This is a genomic window from Streptomyces sp. L500 (genome assembly GCF_054551825.1).
On sequence record NZ_JBTOLC010000010.1, the window covers coordinates 74,668 to 94,105 of the forward strand.

The 19,438-nt window shown below is 73.1% G+C and carries 15 protein-coding genes; 10 read left to right on the top strand and 5 right to left on the bottom strand.

Features of this window, described 5'->3' with window-relative positions:
- The first annotated feature begins 78 nt into the window (after positions 1 to 78).
- The 7 genes from ACX9I7_RS12690 to ACX9I7_RS12720 all read left to right on the top strand — a co-directional run bounded on the left by ACX9I7_RS12690 (position 79) and on the right by ACX9I7_RS12720 (position 11,132).
- Positions 79 to 1,350, top strand: a complete 1,272-nt coding sequence (locus ACX9I7_RS12690) for a phenylacetate--CoA ligase family protein (protein ID WP_387568347.1) — start codon at positions 79 to 81, stop codon at positions 1,348 to 1,350.
- Positions 1,347 to 2,708, top strand: a complete 1,362-nt coding sequence (locus ACX9I7_RS12695; protein WP_459387365.1) for an MFS transporter — start codon at positions 1,347 to 1,349, stop codon at positions 2,706 to 2,708. The genes ACX9I7_RS12690 and ACX9I7_RS12695 overlap by 4 nt, the downstream gene beginning before the upstream one ends.
- Positions 2,705 to 3,850, top strand: a complete 1,146-nt coding sequence (locus tag ACX9I7_RS12700; protein ID WP_387568351.1) for a GNAT family N-acetyltransferase — start codon at positions 2,705 to 2,707, stop codon at positions 3,848 to 3,850. The genes ACX9I7_RS12695 and ACX9I7_RS12700 overlap by 4 nt, the downstream gene beginning before the upstream one ends.
- Positions 3,847 to 5,004, top strand: coding sequence for a LuxE/PaaK family acyltransferase (locus ACX9I7_RS12705; RefSeq protein ID WP_459387366.1), 1,158 nt, complete (start codon positions 3,847 to 3,849; stop codon positions 5,002 to 5,004). Before ACX9I7_RS12700 ends, ACX9I7_RS12705 begins: the two co-directional genes overlap by 4 nt.
- Positions 5,001 to 7,499: an acyl-CoA reductase gene (locus ACX9I7_RS12710; RefSeq protein ID WP_459387367.1), complete on the top strand. Its 2,499-nt coding sequence runs from the start codon at positions 5,001 to 5,003 to the stop codon at positions 7,497 to 7,499. The genes ACX9I7_RS12705 and ACX9I7_RS12710 overlap by 4 nt, the downstream gene beginning before the upstream one ends.
- A 321-nt stretch (positions 7,500 to 7,820) precedes the next feature.
- Positions 7,821 to 10,433: a sensor histidine kinase gene (locus ACX9I7_RS12715; protein WP_459387368.1), complete on the top strand. Its 2,613-nt coding sequence runs from the start codon at positions 7,821 to 7,823 to the stop codon at positions 10,431 to 10,433.
- A 147-nt stretch (positions 10,434 to 10,580) separates the two neighbouring features.
- Complete coding sequence (locus ACX9I7_RS12720; protein ID WP_387574182.1) at positions 10,581 to 11,132, top strand: hypothetical protein; 552 nt, start codon at positions 10,581 to 10,583, stop codon at positions 11,130 to 11,132.
- Positions 11,133 to 11,158: 26 nt separating this feature from the next.
- Here ACX9I7_RS12720 and ACX9I7_RS12725 read toward each other — a convergent pair whose 3' ends face one another.
- From ACX9I7_RS12725 to ACX9I7_RS12745, 5 genes are all read right to left on the bottom strand, one after another.
- Positions 11,159 to 12,049 carry a hypothetical protein gene (locus ACX9I7_RS12725; protein ID WP_459387369.1) on the bottom strand — a complete coding sequence of 297 codons (891 nt, stop codon included), beginning with the start codon at positions 12,047 to 12,049 and terminating at the stop codon, positions 11,159 to 11,161.
- Positions 12,050 to 12,164: 115 nt separating this feature from the next.
- Positions 12,165 to 12,575, bottom strand: a complete 411-nt coding sequence (locus tag ACX9I7_RS12730) for a nuclear transport factor 2 family protein (RefSeq protein WP_387574178.1) — start codon at positions 12,573 to 12,575, stop codon at positions 12,165 to 12,167.
- A gap of 63 nt (positions 12,576 to 12,638) precedes the next feature.
- Positions 12,639 to 14,105 (bottom strand): NADP-dependent phosphogluconate dehydrogenase, encoded by a 1,467-nt coding sequence (gndA, locus tag ACX9I7_RS12735; RefSeq protein WP_459387370.1) that lies wholly within the window; start codon positions 14,103 to 14,105, stop codon positions 12,639 to 12,641.
- Between the two features lie 704 nt (positions 14,106 to 14,809).
- Entirely contained in the window at positions 14,810 to 15,736 is a 927-nt protein-coding gene (locus ACX9I7_RS12740; RefSeq protein WP_387574174.1) for an MBL fold metallo-hydrolase, read from the bottom strand.
- Positions 15,737 to 15,768: 32 nt separating this feature from the next.
- Positions 15,769 to 17,031, bottom strand: a complete 1,263-nt coding sequence (locus tag ACX9I7_RS12745; RefSeq protein WP_459387371.1) for an MFS transporter — start codon at positions 17,029 to 17,031, stop codon at positions 15,769 to 15,771.
- A 130-nt stretch (positions 17,032 to 17,161) separates the two neighbouring features.
- On the opposite strand from ACX9I7_RS12745, the gene ACX9I7_RS12750 reads away from it, so the two are divergent.
- The 3 genes from ACX9I7_RS12750 to ACX9I7_RS12760 all read left to right on the top strand — a co-directional run bounded on the left by ACX9I7_RS12750 (position 17,162) and on the right by ACX9I7_RS12760 (position 19,396).
- Positions 17,162 to 17,371, top strand: a complete 210-nt coding sequence (locus ACX9I7_RS12750) for a hypothetical protein (RefSeq protein WP_358621186.1) — start codon at positions 17,162 to 17,164, stop codon at positions 17,369 to 17,371.
- Positions 17,358 to 18,746, top strand: a complete 1,389-nt coding sequence (locus ACX9I7_RS12755) for an amidase (RefSeq protein ID WP_459387372.1) — start codon at positions 17,358 to 17,360, stop codon at positions 18,744 to 18,746. Before ACX9I7_RS12750 ends, ACX9I7_RS12755 begins: the two co-directional genes overlap by 14 nt.
- Positions 18,747 to 18,829: 83 nt before the next feature.
- Positions 18,830 to 19,396, top strand: coding sequence for a TetR/AcrR family transcriptional regulator (locus ACX9I7_RS12760; RefSeq protein WP_459387373.1), 567 nt, complete (start codon positions 18,830 to 18,832; stop codon positions 19,394 to 19,396).
- Positions 19,397 to 19,438: the final 42 nt, after the last annotated feature.

Sequence of the window (19,438 nt, forward strand, 5' to 3'; positions counted from 1 at the left end):
GCGACCGCAGTCCTCGCCGCGCCTTCGCCGTGCCCCGAAGACACGCACCCCTGTCCGCATCACCTAGGCAAAGGCCGCATGTCCGTTCACCCGCTATCGGACCTCATACGTTTCACCCGCCGGAACTCACCGTTCTACGCGGAGCTCTACGCCGACCTCCCCCCGGACGTCCGGCACCTGACCGAGCTGCCCGTCGTGGAGCAGAGCGCCTTCTGGGCCGCCAACACCCCGGGCGACAACCGGGTGCTGACCGCCCCCCTCGGCGAAGCCGTCGTCTACAAGACCGGCGGCACGACCGGCGCCCCCAAGTTCTCCTGCTACACCCGCGAGGAGTGGCGCGACTTCGTCACCGCCTTCGGCGGGGGACTCGTCGAGGCCGGGCTGCGCCCGGGCCACCGGGTCGCCGACCTCTTCTACGCGGGCGAGCTCTACGCCAGCTTCCTGTTCGTCCTGGACTCGCTCGCCCACGCGCCCGTCGACAACGTCCGGCTGCCCATCGGCGGCGGCGCCCCCCTCGAGACCACCGTCCCCACCCTTGAGGACCTCGGCGCCCAGGTGGTGGCGGGCACCCCGACCACCCTCTGCCGGCTGGCCGAGCACCTCATCGCGACGGGCCGTCAGCTCCCCGCCGTGGAGCTGCTGTTCTTCGGCGGCGAGGCGCTCTTCTCCGACCAGCGACGCCTGCTCGCCGCGGCCTTCCCCAACGCCGAACCGCGCTCCCTCGGCTACGCCAGCGTCGACGCCGGCCTCCTCGGCTGCCCCGTCCCCGGCCCCGACCCCCGGGTGCACCGCGTCTTCACCCCGCACACGATCGTCGAGATCCTCGACGAGACCACCGGGGAGCCCATCCACGAACCCGGCCGCCCCGGCCGCGTCGTGGTGACCCAGCTCTTCCGCCGCCTCATGCCCGTCATCCGCTTCCCCGCCGGTGACCGCGCCGAATGGACCGACGCCGAGGCCGGGCACTTCCGCATCCTCGGCCGCGCCGAGGAGGGCGTCCGCGTCGGGCCCGTATCCCTCTACTCGCAGGACGCGCTCGACGCCGTCGCCGAGGCCGACACCGACGGCCGGGTGACGGGCACTCAGCTCGTGGTGCGCCGCTGGGACGGCCGCGACGGCCTCGTACTGCGCCTGGCCACCGCCCCCGGCGACGACGACCCCACGGGCCTGGAGCCCCTCGCCGAGGCCGTCACCGAACGGCTCAACACGGTCCGTCCGCTCTACCCCGACAGCGTGGCCGCCGGCTTCGTCCACCCCCTGACCGTGGAGTGGGCCCGCAACAGCGACCTCGTCGTCAACACCCGCTCGGGCAAGCTCGTCCGGGTCATCGACGAGAGGCCCACCGCATGACCGCCGTGACCACCGACGAGGGCCGCCGCCCGCCCCTCGTCCTGCGCAACCGCGCCTTCGGCACGGTCTGGCTGGCCCAGGTGCTCACCCAGGCCGCCGTGCGGATGTTCCAGGTCGGCGTCTCCTGGTGGCTGGTCGCCTACGCCGTCGCCGGCGGACGCGGGCTCGCCTCCGGGCTGTTCATGGCGGTCAGCACGCTGCCCGCCGTGGCGCTGGCACCCGTCGTCGCCCGGTCCGTCGCCCGCTTCGCGCACCGCTCCGTGCTGCGCGCGGCCGCCGGGGCGGCGGGCAGCGCGGCTGCGGCCCTCGCCGTCTGGGCGTACGCGGGCGGGCTGCCGCTCGCCGCCGCCTACGCCGCGACCCTGGCCCTGGCCGCCTGCCAGGCCTTCTTCGACCCCTGCCTGACCACCTCCGTGCCCGAACTCGTCGACGACGAGGACATCGAGGCCGCCACCGGCTTCGAACTGTCCACCCAGTCCCTGGCGAGCCTCGGCGGGGCGCTCCTGGGCGCCCTGATCGTCGACGCCGCCGGAGTGGCGGGCCTCGCCGTCGGCTGCGCGAGCGCCTACCTCGTCGCGGCCGCACTGATCACGACGGTCCGCTTCCGCACCCAGACCGCGCCGGGCGCGGAGGACGGTGCCGAGGAGGCCGACGGGCAGCGGTCGCTGCGGGGGATCCTGGCCGGGCTGCCGTTCGTCCGCCGGATCCTGCTCTGCTTCACCGCGGCGAACCTCTTCACCACCGCCGTCTTCGTCGTCATCCCGCTGTACACCAAGTCCGTCCTGGCGGACGGCGGTTCCACCGTCGCCCTGCTGGAGGCGTCGCTGGGCGTGGGCACGCTGATCGGCTCGTTCACCGGCGCCCGTGTCCCCGGCCGGCCCACCACCCTCGGCGCGTGGCTGCTGACCCTGATGGGCCTGGCCCTGGCCGCCCCCGGCCTGTTCACGGGACGGTTCGTCTTCGCGGGCTGCCTGGTCGTCGCGGGCTGGTGCGTCGGCGTCATCGGGGTGCGGTTCGTGGCGCTGTTCCAGCGGCTCGTCCCCACCGCCGACAAGCCGGGCTTCTTCGCCGTGATGCAGGCCGTGCTCGGGGCGACCTTCCCCCTGGCCTCCCTGCTCTTCGGCCTGCTGGGCGACCGGCTCTCCCCGCAGACCCTGTGCCTGATCCAGGCGGCCGGACTCCTGCCCGCTGCCTGCGCGCTGGCCCTCCTGCGGGACGACGACGCCGAGCCGGACACCGGCCTGCAGGACGACGCGGCCGCCCCGGCCGCCCCGGCCCGTACCGGCTCCGCCGACGAAGCCACGCGAGGCGCCGCGTCCCACCCGTCCGAGCCCGTGGTCACCGGAGGAGAGCGATGACCGTCACGATCGACCGGGCCACGCCCGCCGACATCGCCGAACTGCGCCAGCTCTACTACGCCGTCTACGGCCCGCACTATCCCACCGCCCTGGGCACCGACCCCGCCGAGATGTCCCGGCTCATCGCCGACCCGCACACCCTCTGGCTGGTCGCCCGCCACCCCGGCTCCGGCGGGCTCGCCGCGTCGGCGGCCGTCCACGGCGAGGCCGGCAGCCGCGTCGGCCGGCTGGAAGGGCTCGCCGTCCACCCCGAGCGCCGCTCCGGCGGCCTCGCCCACGCCCTGACGGACGAGCTGTGCCGGCGGACGCTGGAGACCGGGCGGCTGGACTCCGTCTACGCCACGGTCCGCACCGTCAGCGCCGGTCCCCAGCGCGTCGTGTCCCGCAACGGCTTCCGGCCCATGGGCGTCCTGCCCAACGCCGTCGACCTCAACAGCCGTGAAAGCCTCGCACTCTACGCGCGTCATTCGCCGGGCGTGCTGGACCGGCGGCTCCCCGTCGCCGAGGTCCCCGCGCCGCTCGGGCCCCTCCTGCGCGCCGTCGGCGCGAGCCTCGGCATCGACTACGGGCACGTCCGGCGCACCGCGCCGAAGACGGTGCCCGCCCGCCCCACGACGGCGGCCCGGCTGGAGATGATCGAGGCGCCCTCGTTCGTCCGCCGCCGCTTCCACGAGCGTTTCCCCGACAGCGAGCGCTGGTTCTACCCGCTGCACACCCCCAACGCGCTGCTGGCGGCCGACGACGACAGCTTCGAGGTCTACGCCTACCTCAACCGCACCGGACGCTACTGCTCCCTGATCGCCGCCGCACCCGACCCGGCCGCGGCCGCCGACCACCTGGAGCCCATCACCCGCACGCTCACCCGCGCGGGCGCGGGGTACGTGGAGGCGCTGGTGCCGCTCTCCGAGCACGGAGCGCTCTCGGCGTTCCTCGCCCAGGGCTTCATCCCCAGCGCCCTCTACCCGGCCATGCGCCCCGAGCCCGACGGCGACGGCTTCCACGACTACGTCGTGATGTCCCGCACCGCCGAACAGATCGACTTCCGTGAAGTGGTCGTCGACGCGCCCCTCCAGCCGTTCCTGGACGCCTACGCGGCGGCCTGGGCGTCGACCTACCTGCCCACCCTCGAGGTTGCCTCATGACACCCGTCAACCCCCATCTCGCCCCCGTCGACGTCCCCGATGCGGCGCTGCTGCCGCACGTCCAGCGCCTGTGCGACCTGACGGACCCCTACGCCTCCGGCCCCGCCGAGGAGGAGCTCTTCGCCGCCGCCATGGCCGAGAGCCACGCCTGGCACGCCGAACGCTCCCCGTTCTTCCGCTCGCTGTACGAGGGGACCGCCCCCGAGGAGCCCTACCGCGCACCCCTGGTGCACGCGAACTTCTTCAAGCGGCACGAAGTCCTGTCGATCCCGCGCGACGACGTCCATCTGCACCTCACCTCGTCCGGCACCACCGGGCAGAAGTCGCAGATGTTCTTCGACGAGTGGACCATCCGCTCCGCCCAGCGCATGGTCGCCCGGATCTTCGAGCGCAACGGCTGGATCACCCCCGACCAGCCCGTCAACTACCTGCTCTACAGCTACGAGCCCGCCCCCGACCTCAAGCTCGGCACCTCCTTCACGGACAACTACCTCTGCGACTTCGCCCCCGCGCGCAGCGTCGAGTACGCCCTCCGCCACACCGGCGGTGGCCACGAGTTCGACCCCTTCGGCTGCGTCGCCGCACTCCGCCGCTTCGCCGAGGAGGACGTCCCCGTCCGCATCCTGGGCTTCCCCGCGTTCCTCTGGTTCACCCTGGAACGGATGCGGGCCATGGGCCTCGCGCCCCTGAACCTCCCCGAGGGCTCCCTGATCGTCCTCGGCGGCGGCTGGAAGGGCCACACCGACCAGCAGATCGGCAAGCACGAGCTGTACGCCCGCGTCACCGAACAGCTCGGCGTGCCCTCCGAGCGGATCCGCGACACCTTCGGCTCCGTCGAGCACTGCATCCCGTACATCGAGTGCTCGCACCACAACCTCCACGCGCCCGTCTGGTCCCGCGTGTTCATCCGCTCCACCCGCACGCTGGAGCCGCTCGGATACGGCGAGCGCGGCTACCTCCACCTGGTGTCCCCGTACATCACGTCCGTCCCCGCGCAGAGCGTCGTCATGGGCGACCTCGCCTCCCTCCACCCCGGCGGCGAGTGCGGCTGCGAGCTGGACACCGACTGGTTCACCATCCACGGCCGCGCCGGAGTGAGCCGCAACAAGAGCTGCGCGGTGGCCGCCGCCGAACTGATGAAGGGCATGTCGTGACGACCGAGACCAACCCGCACTACTGGCAGGGCGCCTTCATCGACGACGAGGAGGCCGGCCGCCGCCTCGCCGCGCTGCCCGCCACCGTCGAGGCCGCGCTCGCCGAACCCCTGGACACCGAGACCGTCCTCGCCGCCTGCGACGCGCTGTCCACCGCCCTCCTCGACCCCGCCCACCCCACCCGCGCCCGGCTCGCCGCCCACCTGCCCGAGGGCGAGGACGGCACCCTCCTCGCCGAACTCGGCGCGTTCCTCGCCCGCGCCGGACTCACCCGCAAGCTCCGCGGCGAACTCGGCGGCACCGCCCCCCAGCGGCTGAACCGCCCCGACGCCAAGGAGACCGTCTACGAGGCATGGGCCCCCGTCGGCCTCGTCGCCCACATCGCCCCCGGCAACGCCGCCTCCGTCGCACCCCTGAGCCTCGTCGAAGGACTGCTCGCCGGCAACGTCAACATCCTCAAGACGTCCGGCGCCGACACCCTCCTCGCCCAGCACCTCCTCGCCGAACTGGCCGCGCTGGACGAGAGCGGTGCCGTCGCCCGGCGCGTCATCGTGCTGCGCTTCCCCTCCTCCCGCCAGGAGTGGCTGCGCCTGATGTGCGCGCCCGCCGACGCCGTCGCCGTCTGGGGCGGCGAGACCGCCGTCGAGGGCGTGGCCGCCCACGTGCCGCCCGGCTGCCGCCTGGTGGAGTGGGGCCACAAGATCTCCTTCGCCTACCTCGCCCGCGACGCCTGGCAGGACGAGGCGACCCTGGCCGCCCTCGCCGCCGACGTCTGCCTGCTGGAGCAGCAGGCATGCTCCAGCCCCCAGGTCGTCTACCTCGACACCGACGACGACAAGGACGTCTTCGCCTTCGCCGAACGCCTCGCCGCCGCCCTCGCCGCGGCGCCCCCCGGCCCGTCCGGCGACGAACTGGACACTGCCGAACAGGCCGAGCTCACCACCACCGAGCTCATCGCCCGCCTTGAGGAACACCTCGGCCTCACCCGCGTCCACACGGCCCCCGACGGCTCCTGGCGCGTCATGGCCGACACCCGCCCCGCGCTCACCGCCTCCCCGCTGCACCGCAGCGTCTGGGTCAAGCCCCTGCCCCGGGAACGGATGCTCGCCACGCTGCGCCCCATGCGCCGCTACCTCCAGACCGCCGGCGTCGCGGGCACCCGCGCCGACGTCGCGGAGCTCTCCCGTCTCGCCCTGGCCGCCGGCGCCACCCGCGTCACGCCCGTCGGCTCCATGCTGGGCAGCTACGCGGGCGAGCCCCACGACGGCGTCTACGCGCTCCAGCGCTACAGCCGCCGCGTCGCCGTCCAGGCCGACGAGCGCTTCGCCACCGTCGCCTGCCTCGACGACCTGGTCCGCCCGACCGCGCTCCCCACGCCCACCGGGCCGCTGCTGGACAAGGCCGCCGTGCAGGAGCTCAACGGCTCCGTCGACCGGCGCGACGCCGAGCTGTACTTCCGCAGCGGCGGCAGCACCGGCACCCCCGCCCTGTCCCTGTTCACCTACGACGACTACGACACCCAGATGCGCGCCGCCGCTCGCGGCCTGCTCGCCGCCGGGTACGACCCGAAGCACGACCGCACCGCCAACCTCTTCTACTGCGGCGGCATGTACGGCGGCTTCATCAGCTTCTTCTCCATCCTGGAGCGGCTGGGCGGCACCCAGATGCCCATCGCGGCCGGCCCCGACCACCGCGCCACCGCCGAGGCCCTGGTCGCCCACGAGGCGGACACCCTCTTCGGCATGCCCTCCTACCTCTGGCAGCTCCTCCACGACCAGAGCGACCTGCTGCGCTCCTACGGCGGCATCCGCAAGATCTTCTACGGCGGGGAGCACTTCACGGCCGAGCAGCGCCGCGTGCTCGCCGAGAGCTTCGGCATCGAGACCGTCCGCTCCATCACCTACGGCAGCACGGACCTCGGCCCGCTGGGCTACCAGTGCGTGGAAAGCGCGGGCGGAGTCCACCACCTCCACGCCGACCTCCACACGCTGGAGATCCTCGACGTCGACGCCGACCGGCCCGTGGCACCCGGCGAGACCGGCCGTCTCGTCTTCACCACCCACGCCCGGCGCGGCCAGCGCCTCGACCGCTACGTCATCGGCGACCTCGGCCGCGCCGTCCCCGGCCGCTGCCCCTGCGGCAACCACGCCCCGCGCTTCGAACTGCTGGGCAGGCTGGGCGACGTGATGCGCGTCGCGACGTACTTCCTCCACCACGGGCGCTTCGTGACCATCGCGGAGGGGGACTGCGGCTACGCCGGGGAACTCCAGGTCCTCCTCGCGACCGGCGCGGCGCGTGAGCGCCTCACGGTCCGCGTCGAGCGCTCGGCCGACCCGTCCGCCCTGCGGACGGCTTTGCTGGCCGGGTACCCGGAGCTGCGCTCGGCGGTCGAGGAGCGGCTGCTCGACCTCGACGTCGAGGCGGCGGACACGGCGGACTTCGCCCGCACGGCGACCACGGGCAAGCTCCGCTCGGTGGTGGACGGGCGCCGATAGGGGCTTGTAGCCCCTCCGGCGTTCGAGGAGCGGGGCTTCGGGGGCGGAGCCCCTGAAGGAAACGGCGAAAGGGCGGGACAGGGGCACCCCCCAGCACCCACGGCCGCGGCGGTGGCCGACACCGGCCACCGCCGCGGGGACCCGCCCGTGCCGTGCGCCCGGAGCGACGAGCGTGGCGCGGGAGACCAGGAGACCTTCCGAAGTCAGGAACGCGTCAACGTCGGCCCCCGCACCGCCGCCCACGGCCCGGATCGGCCGACGATGGCCGGGTACCCCTCCACACCGGGCGACCCGCCTCGCCCCCCGACAGAAGGAACGCTCATGGCCCAGGCCGGCGCTCCGCCTGAAACTCCGGGCATCCGCCCCGGCAGACTGAAGGTCTTTCTCGGCGCTGCCCCCGGAGTCGGCAAGACGTACCGCATGCTGGACGAAGGATGGCGCCGCGCCCTGCGCGGCACCGACGTCGTGGTGGCCTACGCCGAGTGCCACCACCGCCCGCACACCGAGGAGATGCTCGAAGGGCTGGAGGTGCTGCCGCGCCTGCGCCACGACCACGGGGGCCCGGAGTCCACCGGACTCGACCTCGCCGCCGTGCTCGCCCGGCGCCCCGCCGTGGCCCTCGTCGACGAACTCGCCCACACCAACGTGCCGGGCACCGGAAACGCCAAGCGCTGGCAGGACGTCGAGGAACTCCTCGCGGCCGGCATCGACGTGATGACCACCGTCAACATCCAGCACCTGGAATCCCTCAGCGACGTCGTCGAGAAGATCACCGGGGTGCCGCAGCGGGAGACCGTACCGGACGACGTCGTACGCCGCGCCCACCAGATCGAGCTCGTCGACATGGCCCCCGAAGCGCTGCGCCGCCGGATGGCCCACGGCAACATCTACGCCCCCGAGAAGATCGACGCGGCGCTCTCCCACTACTTCCGCGTCGGCAACCTCACCGCCCTGCGCGAACTGGCCCTGCTGTGGCTCGCCGAACGCGTCGACGAGACTCTCCAGCGCTACCGCGCCGAGCACGGCATCGGCGGCGTCTGGGAGACCCGCGAACGTGTCGTCGTCGCGCTCACCGGCGGCCCCGAGGGCGACACCCTCATCCGCCGGGCCGCCCGCATCGCCGCCCGTTCCTCCGGCGGCGACCTCCTGGCCGTGCACGTCACCCGCAGCGACGGCCTCGCCGGCGCCTCGCCGGCCGCGCTGGCCGGACAGCGCCGGCTCGTCGAGAGCCTCGGCGGCACCTATCACACGGTCGTCGGCGACCAAGTGCCCGCCGCGTTACTGGAATTCGCCCGCGCCGAGAACGCCACCCAGCTCGTCGTCGGCGTCAGCCGCCGCGGCTGGCCGGCCCGCGTCCTCGCCGCGCACGGCGTGGGCGACAGCGTCGTCGAGATGTCCGGCGACATCGACGTCCACATCGTCACCCACGAGCGCGCCGGCCGGGGACGCGGACTGCCCGTCCCCGGCAGCGGTCTCTCCCGCGTCCGCCGGATCTGCGGCCCCGCGGCCGGACTGCTCCTGCCCCTCCTGCTGACCGCGACGCTGCGCGCCGACGCGGCCACCGAGGCCGTCGCCCTCAACCTGACCAGCGAGACCCTGCTCTTCCTCGTCGCCGTCGTCGGAGTGGCCTGCATCGGCGGGGTTACCTCCGCGCTGCTGGCCTCACTGACGGCCTCCCTCCTGCTCAACTACTACTTCATCCCGCCGACCGGCCGCTTCACCATCCACGGCGCCAACAACATCCTCGCGCTGGTCGCCTTCGCCCTCGTCGCCGTCACCGTCGCGGCCGTCGTGGACCGCTCGCTGCGCCTGAGCCGCCGCGCCGCGAGCGCCACCGCCGCGGCCGAGACCCTCTCCTCGCTCGCCGGAGGCATCCTCCGGGGCGAACAGGACGTCCCCGACCTGCTGGAACGCACCCGCCGGACCTTCGGCATGGAGTCGGCCGAGCTGCGCCCCCGTGGCCGCGGGAGCGACCGCGACAGGGACCGGGACAGGGACCGGGATCAGGACCGGGACCGGGAGACCGCCCCCGCCACGGTCCGTGACGGGGCAGGGCGCGCCCCGGCCGAGGAGATCAGGACGCCGATAGGCGAGGACGCCGAACTCGTCCTGCGCGGCCGCGCGCTGCCCTCCTCCGACCGCCGGGTGCTCGCCGCCTTCGCCGCCCATCTGACGGCCGCCGTGGAACGCGCCCGGCTGGCCCGGGCGGCGGCCGAGATCGAGCCGGTGCGGGCCGCCGACCGGATGCGCACCGCCCTCCTCGCCGCCGTCAGCCACGATCTGCGCACCCCGCTCGCCAGCGGCTGGGCCGCCGTCAGCTCCCTGCGCAGCAGGGAGGTCGACTTCTCGCCCGAGGACCGCGAGGAGCTGCTGGCCACCGCCGACGAGTCGATGGCCAAGCTCAACCGGCTCGTCGACAACCTCCTCGACATGAGCCGCCTCCAGGCGGGCGCCCTGACCCTGAGCCTGCGCCCCACCGCCCTCGTCGAGGTCCTGCCCCTGGCCCTGGACAGCCTGCCGGAGGCGCCGGCGTGCGAGGTGGCCGCCCCGGACCTGGAACGGGCCCCCGACGTCCTCGCCGACCCGCCCCTGCTGGAGCGCGTCCTGGCCAACCTGGTGGCCAACGCCGCCCGGCACTCCCCGCCCGGCCGCCCGGTCACCGTCGCGGCCAGCGTCCTCGCCTCCCGGGTGGAGCTGCGGGTCGTCGACCGGGGCCCCGGCCTCCGGCCCGCCGACCGCGAGCGCGCCTTCGAGCCGTTCCAGCGGCTGGGGGACACCGACAACACCACCGGGCTCGGCCTGGGCCTCGCGCTGTCCCGGGGCCTGACCGAGGCCATGGGCGGCACGCTCACCCCCGAGGACACCCCCGGGGGCGGCCTGACGATGGTCGTCTCCCTGCCCGCCGCCCCGGTCCGGACCACGTCCGGCCGATAGCACGCATAAAGCCGGTCCTCCGGGTAGCCGTTCGGGCAAGAAACGTTCCGGGAGGGAACTGTTCCTCCAACTCGCCCGCTGTACAAGGTGTATGTATTCCCACAACCCGTGGGTCCCGCAAGGGACACCGGCAACCGAGGGGGAGCCATGCGTACGACCCGATCGACCCGATCCACCTGGCGCACCGGGGCGGCGATCGCCCTGCTGGCCGCGCTCACCGTCCCGGCCGTCGCCTTCGCGGCCTCCGCCGGGGCCTCCACCAGGTCCGCCGCCACGGCGGCGGACGACGCCCCGCAGACGATCGAGGGCGGCACGTCCTCGGTCGTCGACCGGGTGGCGTCCTTCTACGGCGCCTACGTCGACGCCCGCACGGGCACGCCCGACGCCTCCCTGTCCAACGCCCTGCGCGCGCACTACCTCACCAAGGAGTTCCGCGCCCGCCTGGATGCCTGGGAGCGGAAGAACGCCGTGGACGGCGTCCTCCGCGCGCAGAACACCCCGCGCGCCTGGCAGGTCACCTACGACAACAGCGGTGCCGGGCACACCTGGACGACGGTCCGCCTGACGTGGGGCGACGAGAAGAAGCCGACGTACACCTATCTCAGCGTGCAGTCGGACCTCGCCACCAGGCTGATCTCCGACATCAAGGAGGGGACGGCGACGGGCGGCGCCGCCGACTCCGCCGACTCGGACGACTGACGGCGAATCAGACGACTGACGGCGGGTCAGCGGCCCCGCACGGACGGGGCGGCCCGCCGGACGAAGGACATCCCGTACAGGCCGCCCGGCCCGGCGCTCGCGCCCGAGACGTACGCGGCGTCGGAGCCGTGCCAGTACAGGGAGTCGACCTGGAGGGGCTCGTCCAGGAACCGCGCGGGCGTCAGCGTCCTGCCCGCGAGCGGATCGCGCTGCCGGTCGTAGGGCCACTGGAGGACCTCGGACTCGCGCAGGGCCGTGCCCCAGGACATCCCCCGATCGAGGTCCACCAGCCGGAAGCCGATGAGGGTGCCCTCCGGGGTGTCCTCGCGCAGTACGGTCAGCTCGGCGGGACGGCCGTCGAGGTCACCGGCGTAGCGGCCCTCCCCGGCGTCACCGGCGTACCCGCCGTACCAGTCCCGGTAGTCGCGGAAGGGCCGGTTCTCGACGTGGGCGGGGCCCGTGCCGGAGCGGCGGAAGGACAGGGGGAAGCCGCGGCCGTCCCGGACGCTCGTCCCCGAGAGCCGGTCGGTGTCCCGGGTGTGCAGCACCAGGGCGCGCAGGGTGAGCGCGGCGGACCCGCGCAGCGCGATGCCGCCGGCCAGGTGGGAGGTCGCGGGGAGGTCCTCGAGGCTGCCGGTGAAGGTCTCGTCCCGGTCGAGGTCGGTGAGGGTGAGGTAGAGGGTGTGGAGGGTGCCGGGGGACTGCCGTACGACGACGATTCTCAGCCGTGCCCGACGGCCGTCGTACACCCCTTCCCACGTGCCGCCGAAGGCGCGCACGTCCCGGAAGACCCGGCCCTGCCCGGCGGCCGCCGGTGTCACGCCGAGACCGGCGCAGCCGAGGGCGAGGGCGGTGCCGAGTGTCGTACCGAGGGCGGATCTGAGGGTGGTGCGGCGGGACGGTGAGCGGTGCTGCATCGGACCTCCCGGAACTCGCGGAAATCTCCCGTGCCGAACGACGCCGCTCATGATGTGCGCTGTCACGCGGTCGGCACAGCCCCGAATGAGCCGACTGCCGACGGCCGACTGCGGATCAGAACGGTTCGTAGCAGTCGTAGTTCCGCTGGGAGACGATCCGGCCGTCGCGGAACTCCAGGAACGTCGCGATGTGCGCGCGCAGGACGTGCCCGGCGGGCAGCTTCCCCAGGGGTACGGCCAGCGTGCCCGACCAGACGGCCTCCAGAGCCACCCGGTCACCGGCCGCGACCACGCCCGTCACCTCGAAGCGCTGCTCGGAGAGCAGGTCGCGGCCCCGCTCGGCCGAGGCCAGGATGGCGGGCAGATCGCGCTCGACGCCCTCGGGGAAGAGGGCGTTGGGCAGCTGGTGGTGGACGGCGTCCTCGTGGAAGAACCGGGCGAGTTCCTCGCCCGTGACGAAGCGGGCGACGGCCTCGTGATAGCGCAGGGCCGTCTCGACATGGGGGTGACGCGGCACGTCCGGCATGCCACGACCATAGCGGTGCCCCGCGACGTCGGAACGCCGCGGGGCACGACTTCGTACAGGCCGTCAGGCGGTCTGCTCCTCGCTCCGGTCACCGCTCCAGAGCGTGTGGAAGGAGCCCTCGCGGTCGGTGCGGCGGTAGGTGTGGGCGCCGAAGAAGTCCCGCTGCCCCTGGGTCAGGGCGGCCGGCAGCCGCTCGGCGCGCAGCGCGTCGTAGTAGGCCAGGGCGGCGGCGAAGCCCGGCGTCGGCACCCCGCGGCGCACGGCGGTGGCGACGACCTCGCGCCACGCGTCCTGGGCCCGACCGACCTCCTCGGCGAACTGACGGTCGGCCAGCAGCGTGGGGAGCTGCGGGTCGGCCGCGAACGCGGCGCGGATGCGGTCGAGGAAGGCGGCCCGGATGATGCAGCCACCGCGCCAGATGGCGGCCATGGCACCCAGGTCGATGTTCCAGCCGTACTCCTCGCTCGCCTTGGCGATCATGTTCCAGCCCTGGGCGTAGGACACGACCTTCGACGCGTAGAGCGCCTCCTCCACCCGGGCGGCGAACTCCTCGGCCTCGGCGGGGGAGAGGGCCGCGGCCTCGGCCGAGGGCCCCGGCAGACCGTTCGCCGCCTCGCGCAGCTCCTTGTGCCCCGAGACGGAACGGGCGAACACGGCCTCGGCGATCCCGGACACCGGCACCCCGAGGTCCAGCGCCGTCTGCACCGTCCACCGCCCGGTGCCCTTCTGCTCGGCCTCGTCCGCCACGATGTCCACGAACGGCCGTCCGGTGGCGGCGTCCTTGTGGGCGAGCACCTCGGCGGTGATCTCGATGAGGTACGAGTCCAGTCGCCCGGTGTTCCACGTGCGGAAGATCTCCGCGATCCGCTCGGGCGCGAACCCGCCGACGGTGCGCAGCAGGTCGTACGCCTCGGCGATCAGCTGCATGTCGGCGTACTCGATGCCGTTGTGCACCATCTTGACGAAGTGGCCGGCGCCGTCGGGGCCGACGTGGACGGCACAGGGGGTGCCGTCCTTGGCCTTGGCGGCGATGTCTTCGAGCAGCGGTCCGAGGGCCTTGTAGGACTCGACCGATCCGCCGGGCATGATGGAGGGCCCGTTCAGCGCACCCTCCTCGCCGCCGGAGATGCCGGCGCCGACGAAGTGGATGCCGCGGTCGCGGAGGTTCTTCTCGCGGCGGCGGGTGTCGGCGAAGTGGGCGTTGCCGCCGTCGATGATCATGTCGCCTTCTTCGAGGAGGGGTGCGAACTCCTCGATGACGGCGTCGGTGGGGTCGCCGGCCTTGACCATGATGATCAGGCGGCGGGGCTTCTGCAGGGCGGCGACGAATTCCTCGGCGGTCTCGGCGGGGACGAAGTTCCCTTCGTGGCCGTGCTCGTCGATGAGGGCCTTGGTCTTGGCGGCGGTGCGGTTGTGGACGGCGACGGTGTGGCCGTGGCGTGCGAAGTTGCGGGCGAGGTTGCTGCCCATGACGGCGAGCCCGGTGACGCCGATCTGTGCGGTTGCCGTGGTGGCGGGGGTGCTGGGCATTGCGGTGGTCCACTCCTGTCGCTGTGCAGTCGAAGGCTGGTGCGAGCGTCAACACCACGGGTTCCGGGGATCTTCCCGGATCGTCCGTACGGGTGACCGGGCAGCAGCCCGGGCATGCTCGCACGGGGCGCTCAAGGGCGACTGGGGGCGCGCTGGAGGCGGTCCTGGGCCAGTCGCCTCGCTGTAGCCCGTTTGTGTGATCTGAACAAATGCGGAGCGAGGTGCCGTAGTCCATGTATCGGGGCCTCGGCGTCGACTGGGCCTCCCGGAGGCACGGTCTGGCGGTTGCCTGATGGTGGCGCTTGGGGGCGGCCTGCGACGGGTTCCGGCGGGTCCGATGCTGACTTACTGCTGACCCCGCCATGCGGGAAGAGCTTGCCGGACTGGGCAATGCCGAACTCTTCCGGACCTGTGCGCGGTTCGCCGATGTGAGCGGTCACGAGGAGGGCGACGAGGAGCCAGTGCTGCAGGCCGCTCGGGTCACGCTGGATCTGCTGGCCCAATCGCATCGTGTTCACCCGCCTGCGGGTCGACCCGCGCACGCAGGGCTATTACGAGCGCAGGATCAAGGAGGGCAAGTCCCGTCGCGAAACCGTCCGTTGCCTCAAGCGCTATGCGGCCCGGGAGGCCCTCCACTTGGTCAGACGGTTACGGTCAGGACCCCGCTCACAGGGGCTGTGTGCGAGCCGCGGCTCTGGGGCGGGTCACTGCGAGACGGTCCGCGGGGCTGCGGGGACGGGCGCGAGCCGGTAGGCGTTCTCGTCGGTGATCACGCGGCCGGCGGTGGGCGGCGCGAAGTGGGTGCCGAGGACCAGAGTGTCCGTGTCGGCGAGGGAGCCGAGCAGGGCGCGGCGGGAGGCTTCGGACTCCTCCGGGTCGATGTCTACGCACGCACCGATGGAGGGGTGGGCGAACTGGACCGGGTGGTGGATGCAGTCGCCGGTGATCAGCGCCGTCTCGCCCTGGCTGGTCAGCTCGACGGCGATGTGGCCGGGGGTGTGGCCGGGCGTGGGCAGCAGGCGCAGGCCCGGGGCGATCTCGACTCCCTCGGCCGGGACGTCGACGAGGTCGAGCAGCCCCGCCTCCTCGACGGGGATCACGGAGTCGCGGAACATCTGCTTGCGCGCCTCTTCCATGTCGTACGTGGCCCAGAACTCCCGCTCGATGCGGGAGGTGAGGTAGCGGGCGTTGGGGAAGGTGGGGACCCACTCGCCGTCCGCTTCCCGCGTGTTCCAGCCGACGTGGTCGGCGTGCAGGTGGGTGAGGATCACCAGGTCGACGGAGTTCGGGGGGAAACCGGCGGCGGTGAGGCGATCGAGGAACTCGGTCCGCAGGTTGTGCCAGGCGGGGTTGGCCCGCTCCTTGCCGTTGCCGATGCCGGTGTCGACGAGGATGCGCAGCCCGCCCAGGACGAACGCGAAGCTGTGGCTGTCGATGCGCAGGATGCCGTCGTGGTCGGCGAAGTCGGGGCGCAGCCAGTCCTGCTGCTTGACCACGTCCGCGGTGGCGTCCGGCAGCAGCCAGGGTCCGGTCGCGGGCGGCAGGGGGACTTCGTCGATGCGGTGGACGGTGACGTCGCCCACGGTCCAGGAGGGGATGGTGGTGGTCTCATCGGCCGGTGAGGCGTTCATGGTCCTTGGTTTCCTTTGTTCTTCAGTGGTTTTCAGCGGAGGTGGTCGTCTGTGGCGTGGAGCGCCTTGCGCCGTGACGCGGTCAGTGCTGCCACCGCCGCGACGGCGAGAAGGGCTGCGGCCACGGCGTAGGTGTGGGAGGTGGTCCGCAGTCCGAAGTGCTGGGTCGCGGCGCCCGCGGCGATGGCGGGGACGCTCATGGACAGGTAACTGAGGACGTAGTAGGCGGCCAGGGTCGCGGCGCGGTCCTGTTCGCCGAGCGAGGTGAGCATCATGCGCAGCGCGCCTTGGGAGACGGCGCCGAAGGCGACGCCCGCCAGGGCCGCGCCGGCGTAGACGGCGAGCAGGCCGACGCCGTGCAGACCGAGCAGACTCAGGGCCACGGACGGGATCACTGCCATGGCTCCGCCGGTGGCTGCGGCGAACGGCGCTGTTCGCCGCAGCGTCCACACGGTGAGCGCGGCCGCGGCGCTGACGGTGAAGAAGACCATGCCGCCGAGCGCGTACGGGGCGCCGGGGGCCACGAGGCGTACGAGCGCCGGGCCGAGGGAGGAGTAGAAGCCGCCCAGGGCCCAGACGGCGACGACTCCGGTGCCGGCCGCCAGCAGGGCGCGGCGGGCCGTGGGCGGCACGGCGAGCTGCGGCCGCAGGGAGCGCAACGCTCCGGCGCGTGGGCGGGCCGTCTCAGGGATGAACGTGACCGCGATCGTCTGGGCGGCGAACAGTGCCGCCAGGAGTACGTACACGGTGGCCGTGGGGGCGGGGGCGAAGCGGACGAGGAGGGTGGCGACCAGTACGCCGGCGGCCATGCCGGCGACCGGGGCGAGGCTGTTGGTCAGGGCGGATCGGCCCGGCCGCCGGGGGTCCGCCAGGTCGAGGAGGGCGGCGCCCGCGGCGCTGGTGGCCGCGCCCGTGGCCGCTCCTTGGAGGACGCGGGCGGCGATCAGCGGGCCGGCGCCGTCCGCCGAGGCCAGGGCCAGCATCGAGACCGTCTCCAGGATCAGGGCGCCCACCAGGACGGGGCGCCGCCCCAGGTGGTCGGAGAGCGCTCCGACGGTGAGCAGGGCCACCAGCAGTGTCAGGGAGTAGGCGCTGAAGATCACCGTGACCGTCAGGGCCGTCAGGCCCCACTGGTCCTGGTAGAGGGGGTACAGGGGCGTCGGCGCGCTGGAGGCCGCCAGAAGCGAGGCCAGGATCGACACGTTGAGGACGAAGGCTGCGGAGCGGTTCACCGTGCCGGGGCCGGCGGGTGAGCAAGGGACTTGTGCGGGTGCGCCCGGTGTGGCGCTGGACATGAGACTCCTTCCGTTAAACGCAACGGGTTTGCTTTAAGCCACCGTATGGCCTAGTGTCACTTAAAGCAAACCGTTAGCTTTTGGTGCGGGGATTGCTCCACAGCTCCAGCTCGATCAGGAGAGAACGCTCATGTCCGCTGCTGAACTCACGCCGCCGGAGGCGGCCCTCTGGGCCGACCGTGCAGGGCTCCCACTGCGGGCCGACCGGCACGCCGCGGTGGCCGCCACCGCCAACCACATCCACTCCGTCGTCGCGGTCCTGCGGGAACTGGACTTCGGGGACACCCCGCCCGCCGCCGCCTACCGCGCGGGAGAGGAGAAGAACGATGCAGCCGTATGAACTGTCCCTCGCCGCAGCCGCTGACGCGATCCAGGCACGGAAGCTGTCCCCCGTCGAGCTGGTGGACTCCGTCCTCGACCGGATCGAGAAGACGGAACCGCACCTGAACGCCTATGTCACCGTCACCGCGGAACAGGCACGCCGGGCGGCGCGCGAGGCCGAGCGGGAGGTCGCCGCCGGCCGCCCGCACGGCCCGCTGCACGGCATCCCCATGGGGCTGAAGGACCTGATCGACGTCGCCGACGCGGCCACCACGGCCAGCTCCCGGGTCCGCGCGGACCACCGTGCGGAAGCCGACAGCACGGTCGCCGCACGCCTGACCGCGGCCGGCGCGGTCCTGGTCGGCAAGACCCACACCCATGAGTTCGCCTACGGCCTGACCACCCCGCAGACCAACAACGCCTGGGACCAGGACCGGGTCGCGGGCGGCTCCAGCGGCGGATCGGCCGTCGCCGTCGCAGCGGGCAGCGCGACCTTCACGCTGGGCACCGACACCGGCGGGTCGATCCGGGTGCCCTCCGCGCTCAACGGAGTCGTCGGCCTCAAGCCGACCTACGGCCTCGTCCCCCGCCACGGCATCACGTCACTGTCCTGGTCGCTGGACCACGTCGGGCCCATCACTCGCACCGTCGAGGACGCGGCCCTGGTCCTGACCGCCCTGGCCGGCCACGACCCCCGCGACCCCGCCTCCCTGGCCACGTCCGCCGCGGACTACCGGCCGGGCGCGGGTACGGATCTGACAGGGCTGCGTGTCGGTGTGCCGCGCAACTACTACTTCGACCACGTCGACCCGGAGGTCGAGGCCGCCGTCCGGCGCGCCATCGCCGAACTCGAGACCCTCGGCGCGCGCCTCGTCGAGGTCGAGATCCCGATGACGCGCTACATCCAGGCCATCCAGTGGGGCCTGATGGTGCCGGAGGCCACCGCCTACCACGAGCGAACCCTGCGCGCCGTCCCCGAGCTGTACCAGGCGGACGTCCGCATCCTTCTCGAAGCCGGCGAGCTGATGCCGGCCGGGGACTACCTGCGCGCCCAGCGCTCCCGCACCCTCATGCGGCAGGCGTGGGCGCGCCTGCTGGAGGAGGTCGACGTGATCGCCGCCCCGACGGTCCCGGCGACCGCGGCGAAGGCGGACCAGTCCGCTCTCACCTGGCCGGACGGCACCGTCGAGGGTGTCTCCGACGCCTACGTACGCCTCTCGGCCCCCGCCAACATCACCGGGGTGCCCTCGCTGTCCGTGCCGGTCGGACACGACACGAGGGGCCTGCCCATCGGCATGCAGCTGCTCGGCCGCCCCCTCGGGGAGTCGGCGTTGCTGAGGGTCGGCCACGCCTACGAGCAGACGCAGCCCGCGCGCCGGCCGGCGGCGGTATAACGAACCGACCGCGTGGCCCCGGCCGGTCCGGCCGGGGCCACGGACGAGTGCTTGAAGCAACGTATTTGCTTTAAGGTGGTTGTATGAGCCGAAAGCCAATGGTGCGCCCCGGCGGGCGCAGCGCCAGGGTGCAGGCGTCGGTGCACGCCGCCGTGCACGAACTCGAGGCGGAGGTGGGCCGCGAAGCGCTCACGGTCCCCCTGGTGGCAACCCGCGCCGGAGTCACCCCGTCCACGATCTACCGCCGCTGGGGCGATCTGCAGGAGCTGCTGTCGGACGTGGCGGTCGAGCGCCTGCGGCCCGAGACGGCGCCGGAGGACAAGGGAAGCCTGAGGTCCGACCTCGAAGCCTGGGCCGAGCAGTTCCTCGAGGAGATGGCCGCCCCCACGGGCCGCGCCTACATCCGCGACGCCCTGCTCGGTGACCCGGACGGCAGCAACGCCGGCCAGTGCTCCGCCTACGCGGCCGAGCAGATCGCCGTCATCCTCGACCGAGCGGCCGGCCGCGAGGAGACCACACCCGACGCCGAGACGGTCCTCGACCGCGTCGTCGCCCCCATGATGTACCGCATCCTCTTCCGCCCCGACGGGCTCGACACCGCGTACGCGCGTCAGCTGGTGGCAGGGCTGGTCGGCTCGACCGACCACTGACCGAACGCCTCCGCGAGCGGACTGTCCCCTTGAGGCCGGATG